The sequence below is a fragment of the Pseudomonas sp. NY15364 genome, from assembly GCF_048068235.1.
GTDB classification, from domain to species: domain Bacteria; phylum Pseudomonadota; class Gammaproteobacteria; order Pseudomonadales; family Pseudomonadaceae; genus Aquipseudomonas; species Aquipseudomonas mendocina_D.
This window is the reverse complement of the sequence record NZ_JBLUPX010000011.1, coordinates 82,757-103,891: the sequence shown is the minus strand read 5'-3', so window position 1 is coordinate 103,891 and position 21,135 is coordinate 82,757. Positions and strand designations below refer to the sequence as shown.

At 62.9% G+C, this 21,135-nt stretch carries 19 protein-coding genes and 3 pseudogenes; 13 read left to right on the top strand and 9 right to left on the bottom strand.

Annotated elements, in window-relative coordinates; translation table 11 throughout:
- Nucleotides 1–32: 32 nt before the first annotated feature.
- Complete coding sequence (locus ACNFCJ_RS11915; RefSeq protein ID WP_416771520.1) at nucleotides 33–626, bottom strand: HutD family protein; 594 nt, start codon at nucleotides 624–626, stop codon at nucleotides 33–35.
- Nucleotides 627–853: 227 nt separating this feature from the next.
- On the opposite strand from ACNFCJ_RS11915, the gene hutI reads away from it, so the two are divergent.
- The 5 genes from hutI to hutC all read left to right on the top strand — a co-directional run bounded on the left by hutI (nucleotide 854) and on the right by hutC (nucleotide 7,190).
- Nucleotides 854–2,071 carry an imidazolonepropionase gene (hutI, locus tag ACNFCJ_RS11910; RefSeq protein ID WP_416771519.1) on the top strand — a complete coding sequence of 406 codons (1,218 nt, stop codon included), beginning with the start codon at nucleotides 854–856 and terminating at the stop codon, nucleotides 2,069–2,071.
- Nucleotides 2,061–2,996: a formimidoylglutamase gene (gene hutG / locus ACNFCJ_RS11905; protein ID WP_416771518.1), complete on the top strand. Its 936-nt coding sequence runs from the start codon at nucleotides 2,061–2,063 to the stop codon at nucleotides 2,994–2,996. Before hutI ends, hutG begins: the two co-directional genes overlap by 11 nt.
- 26 nt (nucleotides 2,997–3,022) lie before the next feature.
- A complete protein-coding gene (hutU, locus tag ACNFCJ_RS11900; RefSeq protein ID WP_416771516.1) occupies nucleotides 3,023–4,687 on the top strand; it encodes a urocanate hydratase in 1,665 nt (554 codons plus the stop codon).
- A 116-nt stretch (nucleotides 4,688–4,803) separates the two neighbouring features.
- Nucleotides 4,804–6,339, top strand: a complete 1,536-nt coding sequence (hutH, locus tag ACNFCJ_RS11895; RefSeq protein WP_416771514.1) for a histidine ammonia-lyase — start codon at nucleotides 4,804–4,806, stop codon at nucleotides 6,337–6,339.
- 137 nt (nucleotides 6,340–6,476) lie between these two features.
- On the top strand, nucleotides 6,477–7,190 hold the full coding sequence (gene hutC / locus ACNFCJ_RS11890) for a histidine utilization repressor (protein ID WP_416771512.1): 714 nt from the start codon (nucleotides 6,477–6,479) through the stop codon (nucleotides 7,188–7,190).
- Nucleotides 7,191–7,274: 84 nt separating this feature from the next.
- Here hutC and ACNFCJ_RS11885 read toward each other — a convergent pair whose 3' ends face one another.
- The 6 genes and pseudogenes from ACNFCJ_RS11885 to ACNFCJ_RS11860 all read right to left on the bottom strand — a co-directional run.
- Nucleotides 7,275–7,934, bottom strand: a complete 660-nt coding sequence (locus ACNFCJ_RS11885) for an endonuclease (RefSeq protein WP_416771511.1) — start codon at nucleotides 7,932–7,934, stop codon at nucleotides 7,275–7,277.
- Nucleotides 7,935–8,319: 385 nt separating this feature from the next.
- Entirely contained in the window at nucleotides 8,320–9,198 is an 879-nt protein-coding gene (locus tag ACNFCJ_RS11880) for an alpha/beta fold hydrolase (protein WP_416771509.1), read from the bottom strand.
- A gap of 1 nt (nucleotide 9,199) precedes the next feature.
- Nucleotides 9,200–9,775, bottom strand: coding sequence for a TetR/AcrR family transcriptional regulator (locus tag ACNFCJ_RS11875; RefSeq protein WP_416771508.1), 576 nt, complete (start codon nucleotides 9,773–9,775; stop codon nucleotides 9,200–9,202).
- Nucleotides 9,776–9,882: 107 nt separating this feature from the next.
- The gene (locus ACNFCJ_RS11870; protein ID WP_106733249.1) at nucleotides 9,883–10,437 is read right to left on the bottom strand and encodes an NADPH-dependent FMN reductase; all 555 of its coding nucleotides are present in this window, start codon (nucleotides 10,435–10,437) and stop codon (nucleotides 9,883–9,885) included.
- A gap of 55 nt (nucleotides 10,438–10,492) precedes the next feature.
- Nucleotides 10,493–11,002, bottom strand: a pseudogene (locus ACNFCJ_RS11865) (substrate-binding domain-containing protein); the annotation flags it as partial.
- A pseudogene (locus tag ACNFCJ_RS11860) lies at nucleotides 10,982–11,429 on the bottom strand (AAA family ATPase); the annotation flags it as partial. The pseudogenes ACNFCJ_RS11865 and ACNFCJ_RS11860, both read right to left, overlap by 21 nt.
- Nucleotides 11,430–11,726: 297 nt before the next feature.
- Here ACNFCJ_RS11860 and ACNFCJ_RS11855 point away from each other — a divergent pair.
- The 8 genes and pseudogenes from ACNFCJ_RS11855 (at nucleotide 11,727) to tnpC (ending at nucleotide 18,641) form a co-directional block, all read left to right on the top strand.
- Nucleotides 11,727–12,728, top strand: coding sequence for a DctP family TRAP transporter solute-binding subunit (locus tag ACNFCJ_RS11855; protein WP_256835765.1), 1,002 nt, complete (start codon nucleotides 11,727–11,729; stop codon nucleotides 12,726–12,728).
- Nucleotides 12,729–12,890: 162 nt separating this feature from the next.
- On the top strand, nucleotides 12,891–13,367 hold the full coding sequence (locus ACNFCJ_RS11850; protein ID WP_416771505.1) for a TRAP transporter small permease: 477 nt from the start codon (nucleotides 12,891–12,893) through the stop codon (nucleotides 13,365–13,367).
- Nucleotides 13,357–14,652: a TRAP transporter large permease gene (locus tag ACNFCJ_RS11845; RefSeq protein WP_179574642.1), complete on the top strand. Its 1,296-nt coding sequence runs from the start codon at nucleotides 13,357–13,359 to the stop codon at nucleotides 14,650–14,652. The genes ACNFCJ_RS11850 and ACNFCJ_RS11845 overlap by 11 nt, the downstream gene beginning before the upstream one ends.
- An 82-nt stretch (nucleotides 14,653–14,734) precedes the next feature.
- Nucleotides 14,735–15,835 carry a GGDEF domain-containing protein gene (locus ACNFCJ_RS11840; RefSeq protein ID WP_416771503.1) on the top strand — a complete coding sequence of 367 codons (1,101 nt, stop codon included), beginning with the start codon at nucleotides 14,735–14,737 and terminating at the stop codon, nucleotides 15,833–15,835.
- A 115-nt stretch (nucleotides 15,836–15,950) separates the two neighbouring features.
- The gene (locus ACNFCJ_RS11835) at nucleotides 15,951–16,109 is read left to right on the top strand and encodes a YqaE/Pmp3 family membrane protein (protein WP_003084988.1); all 159 of its coding nucleotides are present in this window, start codon (nucleotides 15,951–15,953) and stop codon (nucleotides 16,107–16,109) included.
- A 230-nt stretch (nucleotides 16,110–16,339) separates the two neighbouring features.
- Nucleotides 16,340–16,672 (top strand): IS66-like element accessory protein TnpA, encoded by a 333-nt coding sequence (tnpA, locus tag ACNFCJ_RS11830; RefSeq protein WP_416771501.1) that lies wholly within the window; start codon nucleotides 16,340–16,342, stop codon nucleotides 16,670–16,672.
- Nucleotides 16,669–17,004: an IS66 family insertion sequence element accessory protein TnpB gene (gene tnpB / locus ACNFCJ_RS11825; RefSeq protein WP_132764522.1), complete on the top strand. Its 336-nt coding sequence runs from the start codon at nucleotides 16,669–16,671 to the stop codon at nucleotides 17,002–17,004. The genes tnpA and tnpB overlap by 4 nt, the downstream gene beginning before the upstream one ends.
- 81 nt (nucleotides 17,005–17,085) lie before the next feature.
- A pseudogene (gene tnpC, locus ACNFCJ_RS11820) lies at nucleotides 17,086–18,641 on the top strand (IS66 family transposase).
- On the opposite strand, the gene ACNFCJ_RS11815 reads toward tnpC, so the two are convergent.
- Nucleotides 18,638–20,443 carry a hybrid sensor histidine kinase/response regulator gene (locus ACNFCJ_RS11815; protein ID WP_416771499.1) on the bottom strand — a complete coding sequence of 602 codons (1,806 nt, stop codon included), beginning with the start codon at nucleotides 20,441–20,443 and terminating at the stop codon, nucleotides 18,638–18,640. The pseudogene tnpC and the gene ACNFCJ_RS11815 overlap by 4 nt on opposite strands.
- Complete coding sequence (locus ACNFCJ_RS11810) at nucleotides 20,440–21,039, bottom strand: response regulator (protein ID WP_416771498.1); 600 nt, start codon at nucleotides 21,037–21,039, stop codon at nucleotides 20,440–20,442. Before ACNFCJ_RS11810 ends, ACNFCJ_RS11815 begins: the two co-directional genes overlap by 4 nt.
- Nucleotides 21,040–21,135: the final 96 nt, after the last annotated feature.

Below are 21,135 nucleotides of genomic sequence, written 5' to 3'. Positions count from 1 at the left end.
GAGCCCCGGCCCGCGCGCCGGGGCTTTTTATTTCAGTGTGCGCACGGGTTCAGCCAGGCCACGTAGAGCAGGGCGGGGCGTTGTGCGTGCAGGTGCAACTGGCCGGGTTCGTTCTCTATCAGCAGGCCGTTTCCCGCCGCTAGCGGGTGCATCGCGCCGCCAGCAGTTACTTCGACTGCGCTCTGGGCTGCATTCCACAGCATCAGTACCGCCGCATCGTTTTCCAGTCCCTGGGTTCCCTGCCATTTCAGCAATTGCACCTGGTGCGTCCAGTGGCTTCGTCGGGTCATCAGATTGAGGTCGGTGATCGGGCCGTCCAGCAACTGCGCGCTGATCGCCTCTTCGCCCCTGAATACTGCGATGGCGTCACCGCTAAGCAGCATTTCGCGTCGCCCGTCGGCGTGTTGCAGGCACATGCCGTCACCAGCGAGCACGGCCAGGCTGCGGTCGATGCCCGGGAAGCTGGAAAAGGCACCATCCACTGCCACCTGAGCAGTGCTGATGCGCCAGGCGAAATCCTCCAGGCCGGCATCCGCTGGCGAAATGGCCAACTCCACCGTGGAGCCGCCACCGTTCTTCCAGGGCATCGCGCGGGCAGTTGCGGGGTCGAGCAGGGTGCAGGGCATGATCTCTCCAAATGTATATACATAGTGGCTGAGCGACAAACGGTTCCGATCACAAAGTTGACGAAGATGTCTTCAGATAGAGGTCGTTCAGGCTCTATTCAGGTCTATCAAGGCGTGCTGCATATGCCTTGCCTGGTCTTGTGATCATAAGGTCAGACCGTTGCTCACGGCTTGACGCCGAATCGATCCACTCATATTGTATATACAAAACAAGCCGGAAAAATCCCATGTCGATGCATTCCACCTCGAAACAGCTCTGGCGCGATGTGCAGGTCTTCGATGGCCTGACGCAGCTGGACGAGGCGATGAACGTGCTGGTCGAGGACGGTTGCATCGCCGGCCTGTGGCCGCCGCGCACCTTCGACGAGTCGCTGGCTCAAGGCGCAGTCGAAGCTGGGCGTGGCGGCGTGATGACCCCCGGGTTGGTCGATTGCCACACTCACCTGGTCTACGCCGGTGATCGTGCCGGTGAATTCGAGCAGCGCCTGGAAGGCGTCAGCTACGAAACCATCGCCCGCAACGGTGGCGGCATTCTCAGCAGCGTGCGCGCTACCCGGGCTGCCAGCGAAGACGAGCTGATCGCCGCCAGCCTGCCGCGCCTCGACGCGCTGCTGGCCGATGGCGTGACCACAGTGGAGATCAAGTCCGGCTACGGGCTGACCGTTGCCGACGAGCTGAAGATGCTGCGCGTGGCCCGCCGTCTCGGCGAACTGCGCCCGGTGCGGGTGATCACCACGCTGCTCGGCGCCCATGCCTTGCCGCCGGAATATGCCGGGCGCGCCGACGATTACGTCAGCCTGGTCTGCGAGGAGATGATCCCGGCCGCAGCCCGTGAACAGCTGGCCGATGCAGTGGACGTGTTCTGCGAGGGCATCGGTTTCTCCCCGGCGCAGTGCGAGCGCATCTATCAGGCAGCCCAGGCCCATGGCCTGGCGATCAAGGCCCATGCCGAGCAGCTTTCCAATCTCGGCGGCAGCGCCCTGGCCGCAGGCTACGGCGCGCTGTCCGCCGACCATATCGAATATCTGGACGAAGCCGGCGTGCGCGCCATGGCCGAGGCCGGCACCGTCGCCGTGTTGCTGCCCGGCGCCTTCCATGTGCTGCGCGAAACCCAGTTGCCGCCCATCGAACTGCTGCGCCAGTACGGCGTGCCGATGGCGGTGGCCAGCGACGCCAACCCCGGCACCTCGCCGATCTGCATGCCGACGCTGATGGCCAACCTGGCCTGCACCCTGTTTCGCCTCACCCCGCGCGAAGCCCTGGCCGGCATGACCGCCCATGGCGCCCGCGCCCTCGGCTTGCCAGATCTCGGCCGCATTGCTGTCGGCGCGCCAGCGGATCTGTGCCTGTGGGATATCCAGCAACCGGCCGAACTGGCCTACGCGGTACAGGCCGGGCGTCTGCGCCAGCTCGTGTTCAATGGAGTCGTGACCTATGCTCGCTGATCGTCACAGCATGGCCGCCTGGAGCGGCCGTACCGATCCGGAAACCGACAGCGCGCGCTGGCGCCAGCGCATTCGCTCGCTTACCGAAGACAGCCAGCCGGGCCTGGCTTTGCTGGGTTTTGCCTGCGACGAAGGCGTGCGCCGTAATCATGGCCGCGTCGGTGCTGCCGGCGCGCCGCAGAGCGTGCGCAAGGCGCTGGCCAACCTGGCCTGGCACCGCCAGGCACCGGCCTACGATGCGGGTGACGTGACCTGCGAGGACGGCGACCTGGAAGCGGCGCAGGCGCGCCTCGGTCGCAACGTCTGCGCGCTGCTTGACGCCGGCCATCTGCCGTTGGTGATCGGTGGCGGGCATGAAGTGGCCTTCGGTAGCTGGTCGGGCCTGGCCGAGCATCTATCCGGCAATCCTGCCCCTCGTATCGGCATCGTCAATTTCGACGCCCATTTCGACCTGCGCGACCCGGCTCATGTGCATTCCTCCGGCACGCCCTTCGCGCAGATCGCCGAGCAGTGTGCCGCACGCGGCTGGCCGTTCCGCTACGCCTGCCTGGGCGTCAGTCGCGCCAGCAACACCCGCGCGCTGTTTTCTCGCGCCGCCGAGCTGAACGTGCTGGTACGCGAGGACCGTGAAATCCGCGAGGCCACCCTGGAGTCTATCGGCGCCGAGCTGGACGCCTTCGCCGCCGAGTGCGACGCGCTCTACCTGACCATCGACATCGACGTGCTGCCGGCCTGCGAGGCGCCGGGCGTCAGCGCGCCAGCCGCCCGTGGCGTGCGCCTGGAGCTGCTGGAGCCGCTGCTCGAACGGCTCAAGGCCAGCGGCAAGCTGCGCCTGGCCGACCTGGCCGAGCTCAACCCCGAATACGACATCGACAACCGCACCGCCAAGGTGGCGGCGCGCCTGATTCATCTGCTCAGCCTCTGAGCGCCGAACAACAAGAGGAAACCGCTGTGACCACCAAATACCGCGACACCGAAATCCGCGCCCCGCGCGGCACCACGCTCACCGCCAAGAGCTGGCTGACCGAAGCGCCGCTGCGCATGCTGATGAACAACCTCGACCCAGACGTGGCCGAGAATCCCAAGGAACTGGTGGTGTACGGCGGTATCGGCCGCGCCGCGCGCAACTGGGAATGCTATGACAAGATCGTCGAGAGCCTGACCAACCTGAATGACGACGAGACCCTGCTGGTGCAGTCCGGCAAGCCGGTCGGCGTATTCAAGACCCACAGCAACGCGCCGCGCGTGCTGATCGCCAACTCCAACCTGGTGCCGCACTGGGCGAGCTGGGAGCACTTCAACGAGCTCGACGCCAAGGGCCTGGCCATGTACGGGCAGATGACCGCCGGCAGCTGGATCTACATCGGCAGCCAGGGCATCGTCCAGGGCACCTACGAAACCTTCGTCGAAGCCGGTCGCCAGCACTACGCCGGCAACCTCAAGGGCCGCTGGGTGCTGACCGCCGGCCTGGGTGGCATGGGCGGTGCCCAACCGCTGGCCGCTACCCTGGCTGGCGCTTGCTCGCTGAGCATCGAATGCCAGCAGACCAGCATCGATTTCCGCCTGCGCAGCCGTTATGTCGACGAGCAGGCCACTGATCTAGACGACGCCCTGGCGCGCATCGCCAAGTACACCGCCGAAGGCAAGGCTATCTCCGTCGCCCTGCTGGGCAACGCGGCCGAGATCCTGCCGGAGTTGGTGCGCCGTGGCGTGCGCCCGGACATGGTCACCGACCAGACCAGCGCTCACGACCCGCTCAACGGTTACCTGCCGATCGGTTGGACTTGGGCCGAGTACAAGGATCGTGCAGCCACCGACCCGGCTGGCGTGGTCAAGGCCGCCAAGCAGTCCATGGCCGTGCACGTGCAGGCCATGCTCGACTTCCAGAAGATGGGTGTGCCGACCTTCGACTACGGCAACAACATCCGCCAGATGGCCAAGGAAGAGGGCGTGAGCAATGCCTTCGACTTCCCCGGTTTCGTCCCGGCCTATATCCGCCCGCTGTTCTGCCGCGGCATCGGTCCGTTCCGCTGGGCGGCGCTGTCCGGCAACCCCGAGGACATCTACAAGACCGACGCCAAGGTCAAGGAACTGATCCCGGACGACGCCCACCTGCACCGCTGGCTGGACATGGCCCGCGAGCGCATCGCCTTCCAGGGCCTGCCGGCGCGTATCTGCTGGGTCGGCCTGGGTCTGCGTGCCAAGCTCGGCCTGGCCTTCAATGAGATGGTGCGTTCGGGTGAGCTGAGTGCGCCCATCGTCATCGGCCGCGACCACCTGGACAGCGGCTCGGTGTCCAGCCCCAACCGCGAGACCGAGGCCATGCAGGACGGCTCCGATGCCGTGTCCGACTGGCCGCTGCTCAACGCCCTGCTCAACACCGCCAGCGGTGCGACCTGGGTGTCGCTGCACCACGGCGGCGGTGTGGGCATGGGCTTCTCCCAGCATTCGGGTATGGTCATCGTATGTGATGGCACCGACGAAGCTGCCGCGCGCATTGCCCGCGTGCTGACCAACGACCCGGGCACCGGGGTGATGCGTCATGCCGATGCCGGTTACCAGATCGCCATCGATTGCGCCAAGGAGCAGGGCCTGAACCTGCCGATGATCGGTTAAGGCAAGTTCGACGCCGGCCCGCTGGGCCGGCGCATCAATCACTGCAAGCATCGCGACTTCAGCCATTATTCGGCTCTGATTCGCCAGGCGCGAACTCAACCGTGGAAGAACAGAACATGAACACCCTGAACCTGAAACCCGGCCAACTAACCCTGACCGACCTGCGCGCCGCCTACCAGGCGCCCGTGCACCTGACCCTGGACGCCAGTGCCCATCAGGCCATCGACGCCAGTGTCGCTTGCGTCAATCAGATCATCGCCGAGGGCCGCACCGCCTACGGCATCAACACCGGTTTCGGCCTGCTGGCCTCGACCCGCATCGCCAACGACGATCTGGAAAAGCTGCAGCGTTCGCTGGTGCTGTCCCATGCCGCCGGCATCGGCGAGCCGCTGAGCGATGCCATGGTGCGGCTGATCATGTTGCTGAAGATCAACAGCCTGGCGCGTGGCTTTTCCGGCATCCGCCGCCAGGTGATCGACGCGCTGATCGCCCTGGTCAATGCCGAGGTCTATCCACATATCCCGCTGAAAGGCTCGGTCGGTGCCTCCGGTGACCTGGCGCCGCTGGCGCATATGTCGCTGGTGCTGCTCGGCGAAAGCCAGGCGCGGCACAAGGGCCAGTGGCTGCCGGCCACCGAGGCGCTGGCCATCGCCGGCCTGGAGCCGATGACCCTGGCCGCCAAGGAAGGCCTGGCCCTGCTCAATGGCACCCAGGTGTCCACCGCCTACGCCCTGCGCGGCCTGTTCGAGGCCGAAGACCTGTACGCCGCCGCCAGCGTCTGCGGCGCGCTCAGCGTGGAAGCGCTGCTGGGTTCGCGCTCGCCCTTCGATGCGCGCATCCATGCCGCACGTGGCCAGCGTGGGCAGATCGACGCGGCGGCTGCCTTCCGTCACCTGCTCGGCGACAGCAGCGAGATCGGCCGCTCCCACGCCGCCTGCGACAAGGTGCAGGATCCGTACTCGCTGCGCTGCCAGCCGCAGGTCATGGGCGCCTGCCTGACCCAGTTGCGCCAGGCCGCCGAGGTGCTCGGCGTCGAGGCCAACGCCGTGTCCGACAACCCGCTGGTATTTGCCGCCGAGGGTGAAGTGATCTCAGGGGGCAACTTCCACGCCGAGCCGGTGGCTATGGCCGCCGACAACATCGCCCTGGCCATCGCCGAGATCGGCTCGCTGTCCGAACGACGCATCTCGCTGATGATGGACAAGCACATGTCGCAACTGCCGCCGTTCCTGGTGGCCAATGGCGGGGTCAACTCCGGCTTCATGATCGCCCAGGTGACGGCGGCAGCCTTGGCCAGCGACAACAAGGCGCTGTCCCACCCGCACAGCGTCGACAGCCTGCCGACCTCGGCCAACCAGGAAGACCACGTGTCCATGGCACCGGGCGCCGGCAAGCGCCTGTGGGAAATGGCCGCCAACACCCGCGGCATCCTCGCCGTGGAATGGCTGGGCGCCTGCCAGGGCCTGGATTTCCGTGAAGGCCTGAAGAGCACGCCGGCGCTGGAGCAGGCGCGCCAGACCCTGCGCGCCAAGGTGCCGTACTACGTCGAGGACCGCTTCTTCGCTCCGGATATCGCCGCCGCCGACGAACTGCTGGCCGAGCGCGTGCTGACGCCGCTGCTGCCGGCCGGCATGCTGCCCTCGGTAGGCTGAGAACGGCGAAAGCGTAGCCCGGATGCAATCCGGGGCGTTGATTTCGAGGCTCCCGGATTTCATCCGGGCTACGGCGCTGGGAGCGAAGCGCTTCGCTCCGCTATCATCCGCGCACCGGGCATACCCAAGGAGCAGCCGTGACCAGTCCCACCCCGCGCTACAAGGCCATCGAGGATTTTTTGCTCGAGCGCATTCACGGCGGTGCCTATCCGGTCAATCACCAGATCCCGCCCGAGGAACAGCTGGCGCGGGATTTCGGCGTCAGCCGCATGACCGCCAACAAGGCCATCCAGAACCTGGTGCAGAAGGGCTATCTGGTGCGCCAGGCCGGCCTCGGCACCTTCGTCACCGACCGCAAGGCCGAGTCGCCGCTGCACGAGGTGATGAACATCGCCAGCGAAGTGCGCGGTCGCGGTCACGAATACAGCAACGAGGTGGTGCGCTGCGAGGCCATCGCCGCCGATGACGAAGTGGCTCTGCGTCTGGGGCTGCGTCTGGGCGCCGAGGTGTTTCACAGCATCCTCGTGCACCTGCAGGACGGTTTACCAATCCAGTTGGAGGATCGTTTCGTCAACCCGCGTTGGGTGCCGCATTACCTGCAAAGCGACTTCACCCAGGTCACGCCCAACGAGGTGCTGGTCGCCAGTTGCCCTATCTCGGATGTCGAGCACGTGGTCGAAGCGGTGCTGGTGGATGCACGCACCGCCGAACTGCTGCAGATCGATCCGGCCATGCCCTGTCTGAGCGTGATCCGCCGTACCTGGTCGGACGATCACCTGATCAGCTACGCGCGGCTGATCCACCCCGGCGACCGCTACAAGCTGCGCTCGCTGCACAAACGCGGAGCCTAGGACTTCCACAAACCGTAGGAGCCGGCTTGCCGGCGATCCGCAGTGGTTTCGTCGCGGCTAAAGCCCCTCCCACAGTGATGGAAATCAGTCGCTGATCAGTTGGTCCACCAGCGACGGATCGTCGATAAAGCGATTACGCGTGCCCTGCAGCGCTTCGATCCTGTCGTTGCGCGCCTTTTCCTCTGCGTCGGGCGGGTCCAGGCGGTGCCAGGCCTTGTACATCGGCACCAGGCCGACGATAGGCAGGCCGTACTCGACATGCATGTAGAAGATCGCCCGGGCGATATTGCCCTTGGCTTCGTCACGCGGCTCCACCAACTGATAGCTGGCCTTCAGGTCGCAGCCGATATCGGAAAACTTGCTCGGCACATCGTCGGCCAGGTCGGCGAACTGGGCGTTACGCCGCACCAGCTCCACGCGGGTCAGCGCCGGGTAGTAGTTGTGCAGGTCGGCGACGATATAGGGGTAGCGCGGATTCATGATGGTGCACTGGCGATCGGTGACGCAGCGCATCGCGCTCTTGAGCTGTTTGCTGCTGTAGATCGGGCTGGCGGTCAATGTGCTGCTTTCGCGGGCGAAGGTCTGGCCGCAGTAGAGCGTGCTGCCACCACTGCCGTAGAGCTCCTGCCAGAACGCCTGATCGATGGCCTGTTTGGCATCGCCCAGTTGGGTCTGGCCATTGGCCAGGGAGAAGCTGCTGATGCCGGTTGCCAGGCAACCAAGAAGCAAGGTGACTGCGCGCATACTCCAGCCCCAGTGACCGCCGTTGTCGGAGTCTGTTGTTTTTGTAGGACAAGATGCAGTCTAGCAAGACGTACGTCACAAAAAACATGGCCAAATGCGTTCGCCCAACCCGGGATGGTCAGGGCAAAGCGAGACGGCTGATGAAGGGTGGCTCCATGTAAGCCATGGCTTACACGATGTGCCGAATATCGCCACTGTCGGTTGATCAGGTACGGGCGTACTCTGCCGCACATGGATTCAGCGCAGGAAGCGCCTAGACAAACAGGGACACGCTGGACAGCCGCCAGGATGGTGAGCAGATCAAGGATGTCAGGACTACAGTCTGCAAGGCCCCGCAATCGCGGGGTTTTCTTTTTTTCTGGCCCATGGATTTTCAGCGGACGGCTTATGCCGCGCGTTGTTCGATGCGCAATTGCTCGAACCAATCCAGAGTCTCGTCCCAGAGGCGCTGCGCCGCCGGGCGGAAATACCCCATATGACCAATATTGCCCAGGCCTTCCGCCTGCGAGTCGAGTGTGCGCGCCTGGTAGGGTGCGTTGACGTACGCGGCCATGAAGGCATCGCGAGAGGCCGGTGGCGCCCACAGATCGTCTAGGCTGTTGAGCGCCACCATCGGAGTGTTCACCTGGGCGAAGCGCTCGGCCAGCCCCGGCATCTGCGGGTCGTCGAAGAAGTAGCGGGGGAAACGGCACCAGCGTTTCCACTGGCGGTAGACGCCCAGCGGCAGGTCTTCGCCCATGCCCAGCTTGCTCCAGGCCAGGTAGCCCTTGTAGCGCGTCATCAACGGGCCGATCACCCGCCACATGGCCAGCACGCGCACTTGCTCGGCCTTGGGCATCCAGCCGTGCCAGCCGGCGCCGGTGCCGAAGGTGTAGAAGCCGGCGACCTGATCATGATTGGGCAGCAGGCCGAAGGCATGGCCGCCGAAGGAGTGGCCGATCATGAACAGCGGACGCTCGGCGTGCCGGTGCTGATCCACCGCCGCGGCCAGGTCAAGATTGGCCCAGTCCAGATACTCCATCTCGAAACCACGCAGGCTGTCGGGCCTGGATTGGCCGATGCCTCGGTAGTCCAGGGTCATAGTGCTGAACCCGCGGCTGGCGGCATGCTCAGCGAAGCGCCGATAGAAACCTTGCGGCACGCCGGTCGCCCCGGCGATCAGCAATTGTGCCTGGGGGCGCTCGGCGTGGTAGCGCGTGGCGGCCAACGGATAGTCGTCGAGGGCTAGCAGGGGCTGGGTTTCGCGGCGAATGCTCGTGCTCATGTCAGGTAGGCTCCATGCGGTGCTGGCGGGTCAGGTGCAGCAGGGTGGCGACGGCCTGTTTCAGAGGCTCGCTGCTGCCGGCGACACGTGCTTGCAGCAGACCGCCTTCGTAGAGGGCGATGAACAAGGTGGCCAGTCCTTCCGGCTGTGGGTAACCATGACGTTGCAACTGCTGCTGCAGGGCCTGGCGAATGGCGGCGAAGGCATTGGCCAGGGCTGCACGAATTTCATGATCTTGCGGGCCGCTTTCCAGGGCGACGGTGGCCAACGGGCAGCCGCGCTCGAATGCGCTTTCCTGCAAGTGGCCAAGCGCGCCCTGCAGCCAGGTGGTCAACGCATCGAGTGGATCGGGCTGACGCTCGAAGAGTGCAGCAAACGCGTGCTCGGCGCGCTGGCCGACACGCTCGATGGCGGCCACGGCCAGTTCGCTTTTGCCGTTCGGGAAGTGGTGATAAAGGCTGCCCTTGGGCGCATCGGCGGCGGCCAGCAGTTCGTTCAAACCAACGCCATGTAGACCCTTGCGTTGCAGGGCGTCAATCATGGCGTCGATGAGTTTGTCGCGAGTGGGCTTGGTCATGGCCTGGATTATGTAGACCGGTCGGTCTAGTCGCCAGTGTCATTCAGGCCACGTATCAAGGCATATCGGCAGTGTGAAACGCCGCCCGGAAAGGGCGGCGCAGGGCGTCAGGCCTGCTTGGCCACCCACGCCGCATAGGCGTCTATGAACTTCTGCAGGAAGGGTTTGATGCCGTCGCTGAGCACGCCGTTCTCGTCGAAGAAGTTGCCAGCGCCGCCGAGGTAGGCTTCCGGTTGCTGCAGCACGTGCACGTCGAGGAACACCAGGCACTGGCGTAGGTGGTGGTTGGCGCCGAAGCCGCCGATGGCACCCGGCGAGGCGCTGAGCACGGCGCCAGGCTTGCCGCTGAAGCCGCTCTGGCCATAAGGGCGCGAGCCGACATCGATGGCGTTCTTCATCGCGCCGGGGATCGAACGGTTGTATTCGGGGGTGATGAACAGCACCGCGTCGGCCGCCTTGAGCTTGCTGCGAAACGGCGCGTAGGAGGCCGGAGCGCTGTCGCCGTCGGCGTCTTCGTTATACAGCGGCAGGTCACCGATCTCGAGGATTTCCAGGTTCAGCGAGGCGGGCGCCAGGTCGGCCAGCGCCAGGGCCAGTTTGCGGTTGATGGAGGCTTTGCGCAGGCTGCCGACCAGTACGGCGACGTTGTAAGTCTTGCTCATTTGTACTCCAGAAGGTGTGGTGAGGAAGGAACAACCACTATAGACCCCGGATGTTTCAGCAGGTGCTGAATGCAGCCAGCAGATCTTCGCTGAAGGCCTTCTGCGCCTCGCTGGGCGGATGGCCGCGATGACTGGCCAGTCGAAACTGCACGGTGAAATCCCAGGTGCCGGGCAGCGCGCGCAGGCCGCCGCGGTTCACCCAGGGCTGGGCGATGTGCTCGGGCAGGTAGCCCAGGTGCGCGCCGGAGAGGATGAACGCCAGGCTGCCCTCGACCTGCTCGCAACGGGCGCTGCTGCTACCGCCCTGCCAGGGCTCGTCGGCGGCGATGAAGCGATAGGGATGCACAACCCGGTCGCAGTCCTGCAGGTCGTCGGCGCTCAGCGTTTCACGCGCGAACAGCGGATGTTGGCTGCTGCAGTACAGGCGCTGGCGCTCCTCGAACAGTGGCTGGTAATCCAGCGCCGTCTGGTTGCCGGAAAAATAGCCGATGGCCAGTTGCAGCTGATCCTGCAGCAGGCGTCGTTCCAACTCGGCGGGAATGGCGCTGAGCAGTTGCGTCTGCAGGTTGTTGTACTTGGTCAGCGGCTTGAGGTGACGGGCACGGTCGAAACAGCACGAAGCCCAGCGCGCCGACCAGGGTGCCATCTTCATCGCGCAGCGGAATACGGGTGACCACGAAGTGCTCGCTGCCGAAGACCATCAGGTCGAGCAAGCTCGGCTGGCCGCTTTGCACCATCACACGCAGGCGGCTGGCCGGCAGCACTTCCTCGATTTCCTTGCCCAGCGCCGTGCGCGCATCGGCGATGCCGACCTTCTGCGCGTACTTGTCGTTGATCCAGACGATCCGCGCCTAGCGATTGACCTCGATGGTGCCCTCGCACTGCGCATCGAGGTGATCGAACAACAGCGGCATGGCCACCGCGCGAAAGCGTTCGGGCGACACGCCGATGATCAGGTCATGCTGGTCGAGGTCGTCGCGGGAGATGGCCATGGGCAAGTGTCCGGAGTGAGATGCCGGTGATTATGGGCAGCGCCGGTCAGGCCGGGCAATGTCAACAGTCATCAGACAATGGCATTCGCCGCGCGCTTCTGGAATAGTTGAGCGGCTGCGCGTAACCCGCCGGCACCTGCCGATCGCCCACAAGGCCTGCCCGGCAGCCCTGACACCTGCCGTGTCCCTTTTGCGCGCTGACCAGGCGCGCCAGGCGAGCCATCCGCTCGCCGCTGGATCCGCACCGCTTTGCCGGTGCCACAACGATAACGCCAAGATCCACACAAGGACGCCCCGATGAAACTCAAGCGACTCTTCTCCGCGCTCGCCGCCGGCGCTGCGCTGACCGCCCTGTGCGCCACCGCGCAGGCGCGTGAATACTCCGTCTCCACCGTACTTTCCGACGCCTTCCCCTGGGGCCAGGCCGCGCAGAAGTGGGCCGATCTGGTCAACGAACGCTCCGAAGGGCGCATCACCCTGCGCGTCTACCCCAACGCGCAACTGGTCGCCGGCGACCAGACCAAGGAATTCTCCGCCATGCGCTCGGGCCTGATCGACATGGCCGTGGGCTCGACCATCAACTGGTCGCCGCAGGTGCCGGAACTCAACCTGTTCTCCCTGCCGTTTTTGATGAAGAACGACGCCGACCTCGACGCCATCACCCAGGGTGAAGCCGGCAAGCTGGCCTTCGCCGCCATCGAGCAGCGCGGCATCGTGCCGCTGGCCTGGGGCGAGAACGGCTTCCGTCAGCTGTCCAACTCGGCCAAACCAGTGCGCAGCCCTGCCGATCTGGCGGGCCTGAAGATCCGCGTGGTCGGTTCGCCGCTGTTCCAGGACACCTTCACCGCCCTCGGCGCCAACCCCACGCAAATGAGCTGGGCCGACGCCAAGCCGGCACTGACCACCGGCGCGGTGGACGGCCAGGAAAACCCGCTGTCGGTCTTCGACGTGGCGCGTGTCGACCAGGTTGGCCAGAAATACCTGACCCTGTGGGACTACATGGCCGATCCGCTGGTGTTCGCCGTCAACCAGCGCGTATGGAAATCCCTGCCCGAGGAAGATCGCGAACTGCTCAGCCAGGCCGCTATCGACGCCGGCAAGTGGGAGATCGAACTGTCGCGCGGCGCCCAGGCGCAGCGTCTGGTCGATGTACGTGAGCGCGGCGTGGAAGTGATTGAGCTGAGCGACACCGAGCGTGCCGCCTTCGTCGAAGCCACTACCAGCGTGCATGAGAAATGGGCACCGCGCATTGGCGATAAGCTGATGGACGCCGCACGCAAGGCCGTGGCCCAGCCCTGATTCGTTTTATCTGACCGGAAACCCAAGGGTTTCGGGCGTGATGCTGCCAGTTTGTCGCGCGACACTGATCCGCTCCCCTCTCCCATTTATGGGAGAGGGGCTGGGGGAGAGGGCCAGCGGCACTTGCGCTGAACAATGCCAAGTCGGTCATTCGAGGTTTTTATGAGCAAGCAAGTCGACGCGCCGCTGGAGCGCGTGCTCGCCACCCTGGCTCTGGTGATCATCAGCCTGATCAGCCTTGCCAACGTCGTGGTGCGTTATTTCACCGATGCCTCTTTCGCCTTCACCGAGGAAATCTCGGTGTTCCTGCTGGTCATCCTCACCTTCGCCGGTGCCTCGGTGGCCATGCGCAGCAACCGACATATCCGTATCGGCCTGCTCGAGCGCCTGTTCCCGCGCCTGCGCACGCCGCTGATCCTGCTGCAGTGGCTGGCCGGCGTTTTAGTTCTGGGGCTGGTGTGCTGGTACGGCGGTCAGTTCGCCTGGGAGGAATTCCAGTGGGATTCCGAGTCGCCCGGTTTGGGCCTGCCCAACTGGTGGTACGTGATCTGGCTGCCGATCCTGGCGCTGCTGGTATTCGTGCGCCTGACCCAGGTCACCCTGGATCGTTTGCGCGGGAGAATCAGCGATGAGCCCTGATCTCTGGCTGATCTTCAGCTTCGTCGTGCTGCTGGCGCTTGGTGTGCCGGTGGCCTTCGCCCTCGGCCTGTCCGGCGCCATTGGCATCATCGCCGGCCTGTCGCCAGACATGCTCGCCACCCTGGGCACCAACACCTACAACGGTGTCGCCAAGTACCCGCTGATCGCCATTCCGCTGTTTATCCTCACCGGCCTGGTGTTCGAGAAAGCCGGCGTGGCACTGCGGCTGGTGCGCTTCGCCCAGGCGCTGATCGGGCCGCGCCACGGCGGCCTGGCCATGGTCGCGGTGCTGGTCTGTCTTATCATGGGCGGCATGAGCGGCTCCGGCCCGGCCGATGCCGCTGCCGTGGCCATGGTGATGCTGCCGAGCATGACCAAAGCGGGCTACCCCAAGCCGTTCTCCGCCACGCTGATCGCCGCTTCGGCTTCGACGGCAATCCTGATTCCGCCGTCGATTGCGCTGATTCTCTACTCCATCGTGGTGCCGGGCGTGGATCTGCGCGCGCTGTTCGCCGCCGGCCTGTTCCCCGGCATTCTCGCCGGTCTGGTGCTGTTGCTGCCGGCCTGGCTGCTGTCGCGCCGCTATGGATGGGAGTCCCCGGAGCAGGGCGAGCGCCCGCCGCTGGGTGAAAGCTTCAAGCAGGCACTGCCCGCCTTGTTCGCCCCGATACTGATCCTCGGCGGCCTGCGCAGCGGCCTGTTCACACCGACCGAAGCCGCCGTGGTTGGCGTGGCCTATGGCGTGCTGGTCGGCCTGTTCGTCACCCGCGAGCTGGACTGGCGCAGCCTCTGGCGCCTGTGCGGTGAGGCGGGCGTGATCTCCGGCGTGGTGATGCTGATCATCGCCCTGGCCGGCATCTTCGCCTGGGCCGGCACCATGCTTGGCACCTTCCGCCATCTGGCCGAATGGCTGATCTCGCTGTCGGATAACGGCTGGGTGTTGCTGGCGCTGGTGATGCTCGCCGTGCTGCTGGCCGGCATGCTGCTCGATGCCATCTCCATCTACCTGATCCTGATGCCGATCCTGATTCCGGTGATGCAACACTTCGGCTGGAACCCGGTGTGGTTCGGCATCCTGCTGGCGATGAACATCGCCATCGGCCAGTTCACCCCACCGGTGGCGATCAACCTGATGGTCACGGCCGAGGTCGCCAAGATACGCCTGGAACAAACCGTCGGCTGGGCCGCGTTGTTCGTCGTGGTGATGTCCAGTGCCCTGCTGTTGGTGGCGATCTTCCCGGAAATCGCCCTGTGGCTGCCGCGTGTGCTGGGTTACGCTGTGTAAAATAGGCAAGGCCGTCTATAGTTGCCTGATGGGGCGCGGCGGGGGCTGCGTACCGCTGAGGGCGGCGGCGCTGGGCAATAAAATGGGCGACGGCAACTATAACGATCACAAGGACGTAGGCGCAGGGCACTGCGAAGGGCTGCGCGAATCAGGCAAGCGTGCGCTGATGCGCACCATCCTGCTCGCCACCGGCCTGACCCTGGGCGGCTTTGCCGTGCTGCAGGTCCTGGCCGGCAACTATTCCTTCGCCATCCTCGAAGTGCTGTGCACCGCCTTGCTCCTGTTCGGCGCCTGGCGCATCGAGCGCGCCCGCCATCTGTACCTGTGGATCTACCTGTACCTGATCCCGACCTTCTGCTTCATCCTCTACATCATCGTCATGCCGGATGCCTCGGCGGCGGCGTTCGTCTGGCTGTACATGATCCCGCTGCTGGCTTATCTGCTGCTGGGCAAGCAGCGTGCCTTCACGCTCACCGCGCCGTTCATGTTCGCCGGACTTTTGCTGTACTTCGCCGACAATCACCTGACCCTGGACACCCGCGGCCTGATCGACCTGGGCAACGCCGCCCTGTGTGGCGTGCTGATCCTGGTGTTCGTGCACATCTACGACGGCTTGCGCATGCAGGCCTACGAGGAGCTGGAGCGCCTGGCGCAGACCGACTCACTGACCGGCGTGGCCAGCCGCGGCAGCTTTCATCACGCGCTGCAACGCAGCATTCAGGAGGCTGAACGCAGTAGCGGGCATCTGGTTCTGGTGCTGCTCGATGTCGACCACTTCAAGCGGGTCAACGATCAATGGGGACACGAGGCGGGTGATATGGCGCTGCAACACATCTGCCAGATCCTCCAGCAGCGTCTGCGCGTGACCGACTTTCTCGGTCGCCTGGGTGGGGAGGAGTTCGGCCTGCTGCTCAGTCACACCGACAACACCGGCGCCGACCCGCTGGTAGATAAGTTGCGCAAGCAGATTGCTGAACAGCCGCTGGAATACGACGGCGAGCAGATCACGCTGTCCGCCACCTTCGGTCTGGCCACCTGGCCCAGAGACGGTCGCAGCGCCGCCGAGCTTTACCGCGCCGCTGATCGCCGCCTATACAGCGGCAAGCAGCGCGGACGCAATCAACTGGTCAGTACCGACATACCGACCGAGCTGCTACTGGACAAATTCGACGTGCGACTGTGAGTGCTCGATAACGGCCAGAAGCCGAACCAGATCAGGTGCAAATGATTCGACCTGAACTGCAAGGCGCAGCGTGGGTCTGCTTCAGTACCCCTTATGGAAAGCAAAGGAGTACCGCATGGACCTTATCCGCATCCTCATCGCCATCCTGCTGCCGCCGCTGGGCGTATTTCTCCAGGTCGGTTTCGGCGGCGCATTCTGGCTGAACATCCTGCTCACGCTGCTCGGCTACATCCCCGGCATCGTGCATGCGGTGTACATCATCGCCAAACGCTGAGGCCCTTTCCGAGCTTATTCGCCTGCCTAGTCGAACGCGCTTTCTCCCCTCTCCCGCTTGCGGGAGAGGGGGCGGGGGAGAGGGCAGATGATCGCGCAGGCGCAACGCGGTCCATCGTCTGGTGGGTTGTATCCGTCCGGCCAACACACCTTCCTGGTCCCGACGCCAAAGGCGATGGTGTCCACCTGATTTAAGTGGACACCATTTCTAGCCTTTTAAGCGGGTCTTTCATGCAGCCACAACGTCGTTCCTACTCCAAATCCTTCAAGGCCCAGATCATTCAAGAGTGCGCCCAGCCCGGGGCCTCGATTGCCAGCGTTGCGCTGAGCCACAGCCTCAACGCAAACCTCGTCCATAAATGGATCCGAGTGCACACGCAGAAAGCCATGGCGCTGCAACCTGCTTTCATTCCTCTGTCTGTGCAGGCTATCGGGACAAAGTCGGATTCCGCGTCATCGACTATCTGTCTGGAAATCCCACACCCGCGCGGTACCATCAAAGTGAACTGGCCGACCGAAAGCGCCGCTGCCTGCGCGACCTTTCTGCGAGGTCTGCTGCGATGATCCGCATCGACTCCATCTGGCTCGCCACCGAGCCCATGGACATGCGTGCTGGCACCGACACCGCAATGGCGCGGGTGGTGGCGGTGTTCGGTGCGGCGCAGCCGCACTGTGCTTATCTGTTTGCCAATCGCCGCGGCAATCGTATGAAAGTGCTGGTGCATGATGGGTTGGGGATTTGGTTGGCGGCGCGCCGCCTGCATCAAGGCAAGTTCTTCTGGCCGGGTTCTCGACACGGCTCTCAGATGGAATTGGGTGCCGAGCAACTACACGCCCTGGTGCTGGGTTTGCCCTGGCAAAGAGTCGGGCCTGGTAGCGCGATTTCCATCGTATAACACCTGCCATGACAATCCAGGCCGTGCAATTGTCCGATGAGCATATCGTCGGCTTTGGCCTGCTCCGGCAAAATCGGCGGCATGACTTCGCTGCCCAATCTCGACCAACTGACCCCTGAACAACTGCGCGCTCTGGCGGTGCAGTTGATGCGTCGAGATAACGTGTCGAGAGTCTCGATCAGAAAGTCGAGACAATGGGCAAGAAGATCCACCGCGACCAAACGGTTATCGAAAAGCTGACCCACGAGATTGCGCAGCTCAAGCGCTTCAAGTTTGCCAAGCGCAGCGAGCAATTGAGCCCGGATCAAGTCAGTCTGCTTGATGACCTGATCGACACCGACATTGCGGCCATCGAAGCAGAACTTGAAGCGCTGAAACCTGCTCCCGCTTCGACTGAGGTTCGGCAAAAACCTAAACGCACCGCCTTGCCGCCACAGTTTCCACGCACTCTGATCCACCACGAACCCGATAACAGCCACTGCCAGTGCGGTTGCGCGCTCAAGCGTATCGGTGAGGATGTCAGCGAGAAACTCGACTACACACCGGGCGTGTTCACCGTTCAGCGGCACATCCGTGGCAAATGGGTCTGCGATCAGTGCGAAACCCTGATCCAGGCACCGGTTCCGGCTCAGGTCATCGACAAGGGCATCCCAACCGCAGGGCTGCTGGCCCATGTCATGATCGCCAAGTTCGCGGATCATTTACCGTTCTACCGCCAAGAATCGATTTTCGGTCGAGCCGGTTTGGTCATCGCCCGCTCGACCTTGGCCCACTGGGTCGGCAACTGTGGTGTACAGTTGCAGCCGCTGGTCGATGCCCTGCGCGACGCGGTGCTTGCCCTGCACGTGATCCATGCCGACGAAACCCCAGTTTCGATGCTCGCGCCCGGCGAGAAGAAGACCCATTGCGCCTATGTATGGGCCTACGCCACCAGCCAGTTCTCGGACGTGGCAGCGGTCGTTTACGACTTCAGCCCCAGCCGAGCCGGAGAACACGCCCGCAACTTTCTGCAAGATTGGAAGGGCAAGCTGGTCTGCGATGATTTTGGTGGCTACAAGGCCAGCTTTGAACTCGGTGTCACCGAGATCGGCTGCATGGCCCATGCCCGGCGCAAATTCTTCGAGCTACACGCCACCAATAAAAGCCAGCTTGCCGAGCAGGCCTTGAGGTACATCCAGCTGCTGTACGAAATCGAGCATGAAGTCCGCGACCTAGAACCGGATTTACGCCGCCGAATGCGACAAGAAAAAGCCGTACCGGTGATGGACGCTTTGCATGCCTGGATGATCACCCAGCGCCTACTTGTGCACGATGGCTCGGCCATCAGCAAAGCATTGGATTACAGCCTCAAACGCTGGACGGCGCTGTCGCGCTATCTCGATGACGGCGCCGTACCCATTGACAATAATTGGGCAGAGAACCAGATCCTGCCATGGGCGTTGGGGCGCAAGAACTGGCTCTTTGCAGGCTCACTGAGCAGCGGTAAACGGGCAGCGGCGATCATGAGTTTGATCCAGTCAGCTCGACTCAACGGGCATGACCCGTACGCCTATTTGAAGGACGTCCTCACGCGCCTGCCGACGCAGCGGGCAAGTGAGATTGCGGAGCTGCTGCCGCATAGGTGGCGACTGGTTTAGTTGCGCAAGACGGGATGCCCAGACGCATACTTTGCAGACACAATTTTGGCCAGTGCTTGATAGAGCTCACGTGGTGGTACCGGTTTGTGTAGCAATTTCAAGCCGCTTTTCAGTGCTTCGCGCAAACGTTCAGGAGCTGTATCACCAGTTATGATAAGGGCCGGAATGACTGTGCCCATTACTTCCCGTATACGGGCGATTGCAACGGCACCGGTCTGGTTTTCACGCAATCGGTAATCGCTGATCAGTAACTGGGGCTGCCACTTTTGTACGAGCTCCAATGCTTCGTTGGTATGTTCCACCGCTTTGCAATTGCATCCCCAGTGCGCCAATAATTGCGTAATTGCTTGGCGTGCCATCGCATCGTCCTCAATGATAAGAACGCGCAAACCGCGTAGCAGCCCGATTTGTAGCTGGATGCGACGGGGTGATGTGAATGTATCGTTTGTTGCACTGGATGTGGCAAGCGGCAGGCTAATTCTGAATACACTTCCGCGTCCGGGCCTAGATGATAATGTCAGTTGATGATCAAGCGATTGTGCCAATCCCTGAGTAATTGCGAGGCCAAGGCCTAGCCCCTTGAGCCGGTCACGCTCGGGGTTTCCCAGTTGATGAAACTCCCGGAAAATTTCACCCTGCTGGCTCGGTTCGATACCGATTCCGGTATCGAATACTTCGATTACGACCTTGTTGCCGCGTTTGCGGCAGCCAATAAGCAGGCCGCCTTGATGGGTATAGCGAATTGCGTTGGTGATCAGATTGCGCAGCATCAATTCCAGTAGATTCGGATCGGAATACACCGCCAGCCGAGTCTCCCGGCAGCGGTAAAAAATGTCCTTGCTGTCAACCTGACTGCCCAGTTCATTTTCCAGTTTATTGAACAGCGGTTGTAGCCGGAACGCGCAGGGTTGTGGTTCGATCACGCCGGCCTCAATCCGCGAGAAGTCCAGTAGCGTGTTGAGCATCTGCGCCGAAGCCTGGCTGGCGGCACGCGCATTGTTCAGGGTTTTGTGCTGGAAGTCGGACAGATCGCTTCTGGCTAATACTTCCAGGAACAGTTCCTGGGCGTGCACCGGCTGGCGTAGGTCATGGCTGGCTGCTGCGAGAAATTTGGATTTGGCCAGGTTGGCCTCTTCAGCTTTACGGCGTGCTTGCTCGGCGTTCTCGCTTTCCACCTTAAGGCGCTCGATCAGGTCGAGGTTCTCAAAACGCAGCATCAGCGTTTCTCGGGAGTTACGTTGAGCCAGTAGCGCCTGGGCAGACTGACCCGTGACAAACAGTGCGCAGCCAGCCGTTAGGATGGCGAAGGCGGAGTCTTCCAGGGTCAGCAGTCGGCTGCTCATGACGGCCAACTGTGCCAGCTGCATGCTCAAGTACCAAGGAAATACCGGAGCCAGAAGCGACACTGCATTGCCGCTGACGCCGGCCAGCGAGGCCATCGCCAGCAGTTGCTCGGCCAGGCTGGCATGGCCCATGACAATCCACACAAGCGAACCCCAGGCGAGCCCTTCCAGAACTTTTATAAGACACATGCTCTTGATGTGGCGCGAGGTGTTTTGGGCATTGATACCGCGGCGCAGGGCAATGTGCGCATAACCTACGCTCAGCACGCGGCTTACGAACACCGCTGCTAACCAGCTCAGCACGGGGATATGGTTCTCCTCGTTGTGAAACACCATCGTCAGAATGAGTGCTAGAGCGCTGCCCAGAAACAGCGAGCTTTTCATGCTGCGGAAGACCAACCGTACCTGCTCGGAACGGATATCTTGTTGGAGATTGGAAGGCAGCTCTGTGGCGTTCAATTGATCAGACCCTCGCGACGCGCCACAAAGGCCGCTTCTGAACGACTGGATACCTTTAGGGTCTGGAGAATGGCTTGGACGTGGCCGCGTACGGTGTTTTCCGAAAGATTCAGGCGCCGGCCAATCAGTTTATTGGGTAAGCCTAGGCAGAGCAGCTCCAGGACTTCGGATTGCCGCGCACTCAAACGCAATTGCTGGTCCGCCGGGGTTGATGAAGGATCGGCGGGCAACTGACCAGCGAGCACTTGTGTGACCAATTCAAGCATGCGACTGGGTGTTTCCGACTTGCTAATGAAACCATGTGCGCCTCGGATCAAGGCTTCATTTTGAATGCGCTTATCCTGAGTTGCAGAAACCATCAAAATCTTGACATGCGGCCATTTGCGCTTGATCAGTGCTATGCCATCCAGTCCATTGAGTCCTTCCAGTTGCAGATCAAGCAGGACCAAATCAAAGGCATCCTCCGGAATCAGCAGTGCCTGTTCCAGCGTAGCCGCTTCGGTGATTTCAACAACACCCAAGCCAGCAGCCAGCACCATGCCCACTCCGGAGCGGAACAGTGCGTGATCATCGATTAGTAATAAATGTGTGGCCATGGTCGTCATTCAATCGCGCAGTTGTGAACGCTGGCAAGTAATCAGTCCAAATGGACTATTGGTTTTAGGGCCCGCGCCCTCTAATTTTTACCTTTA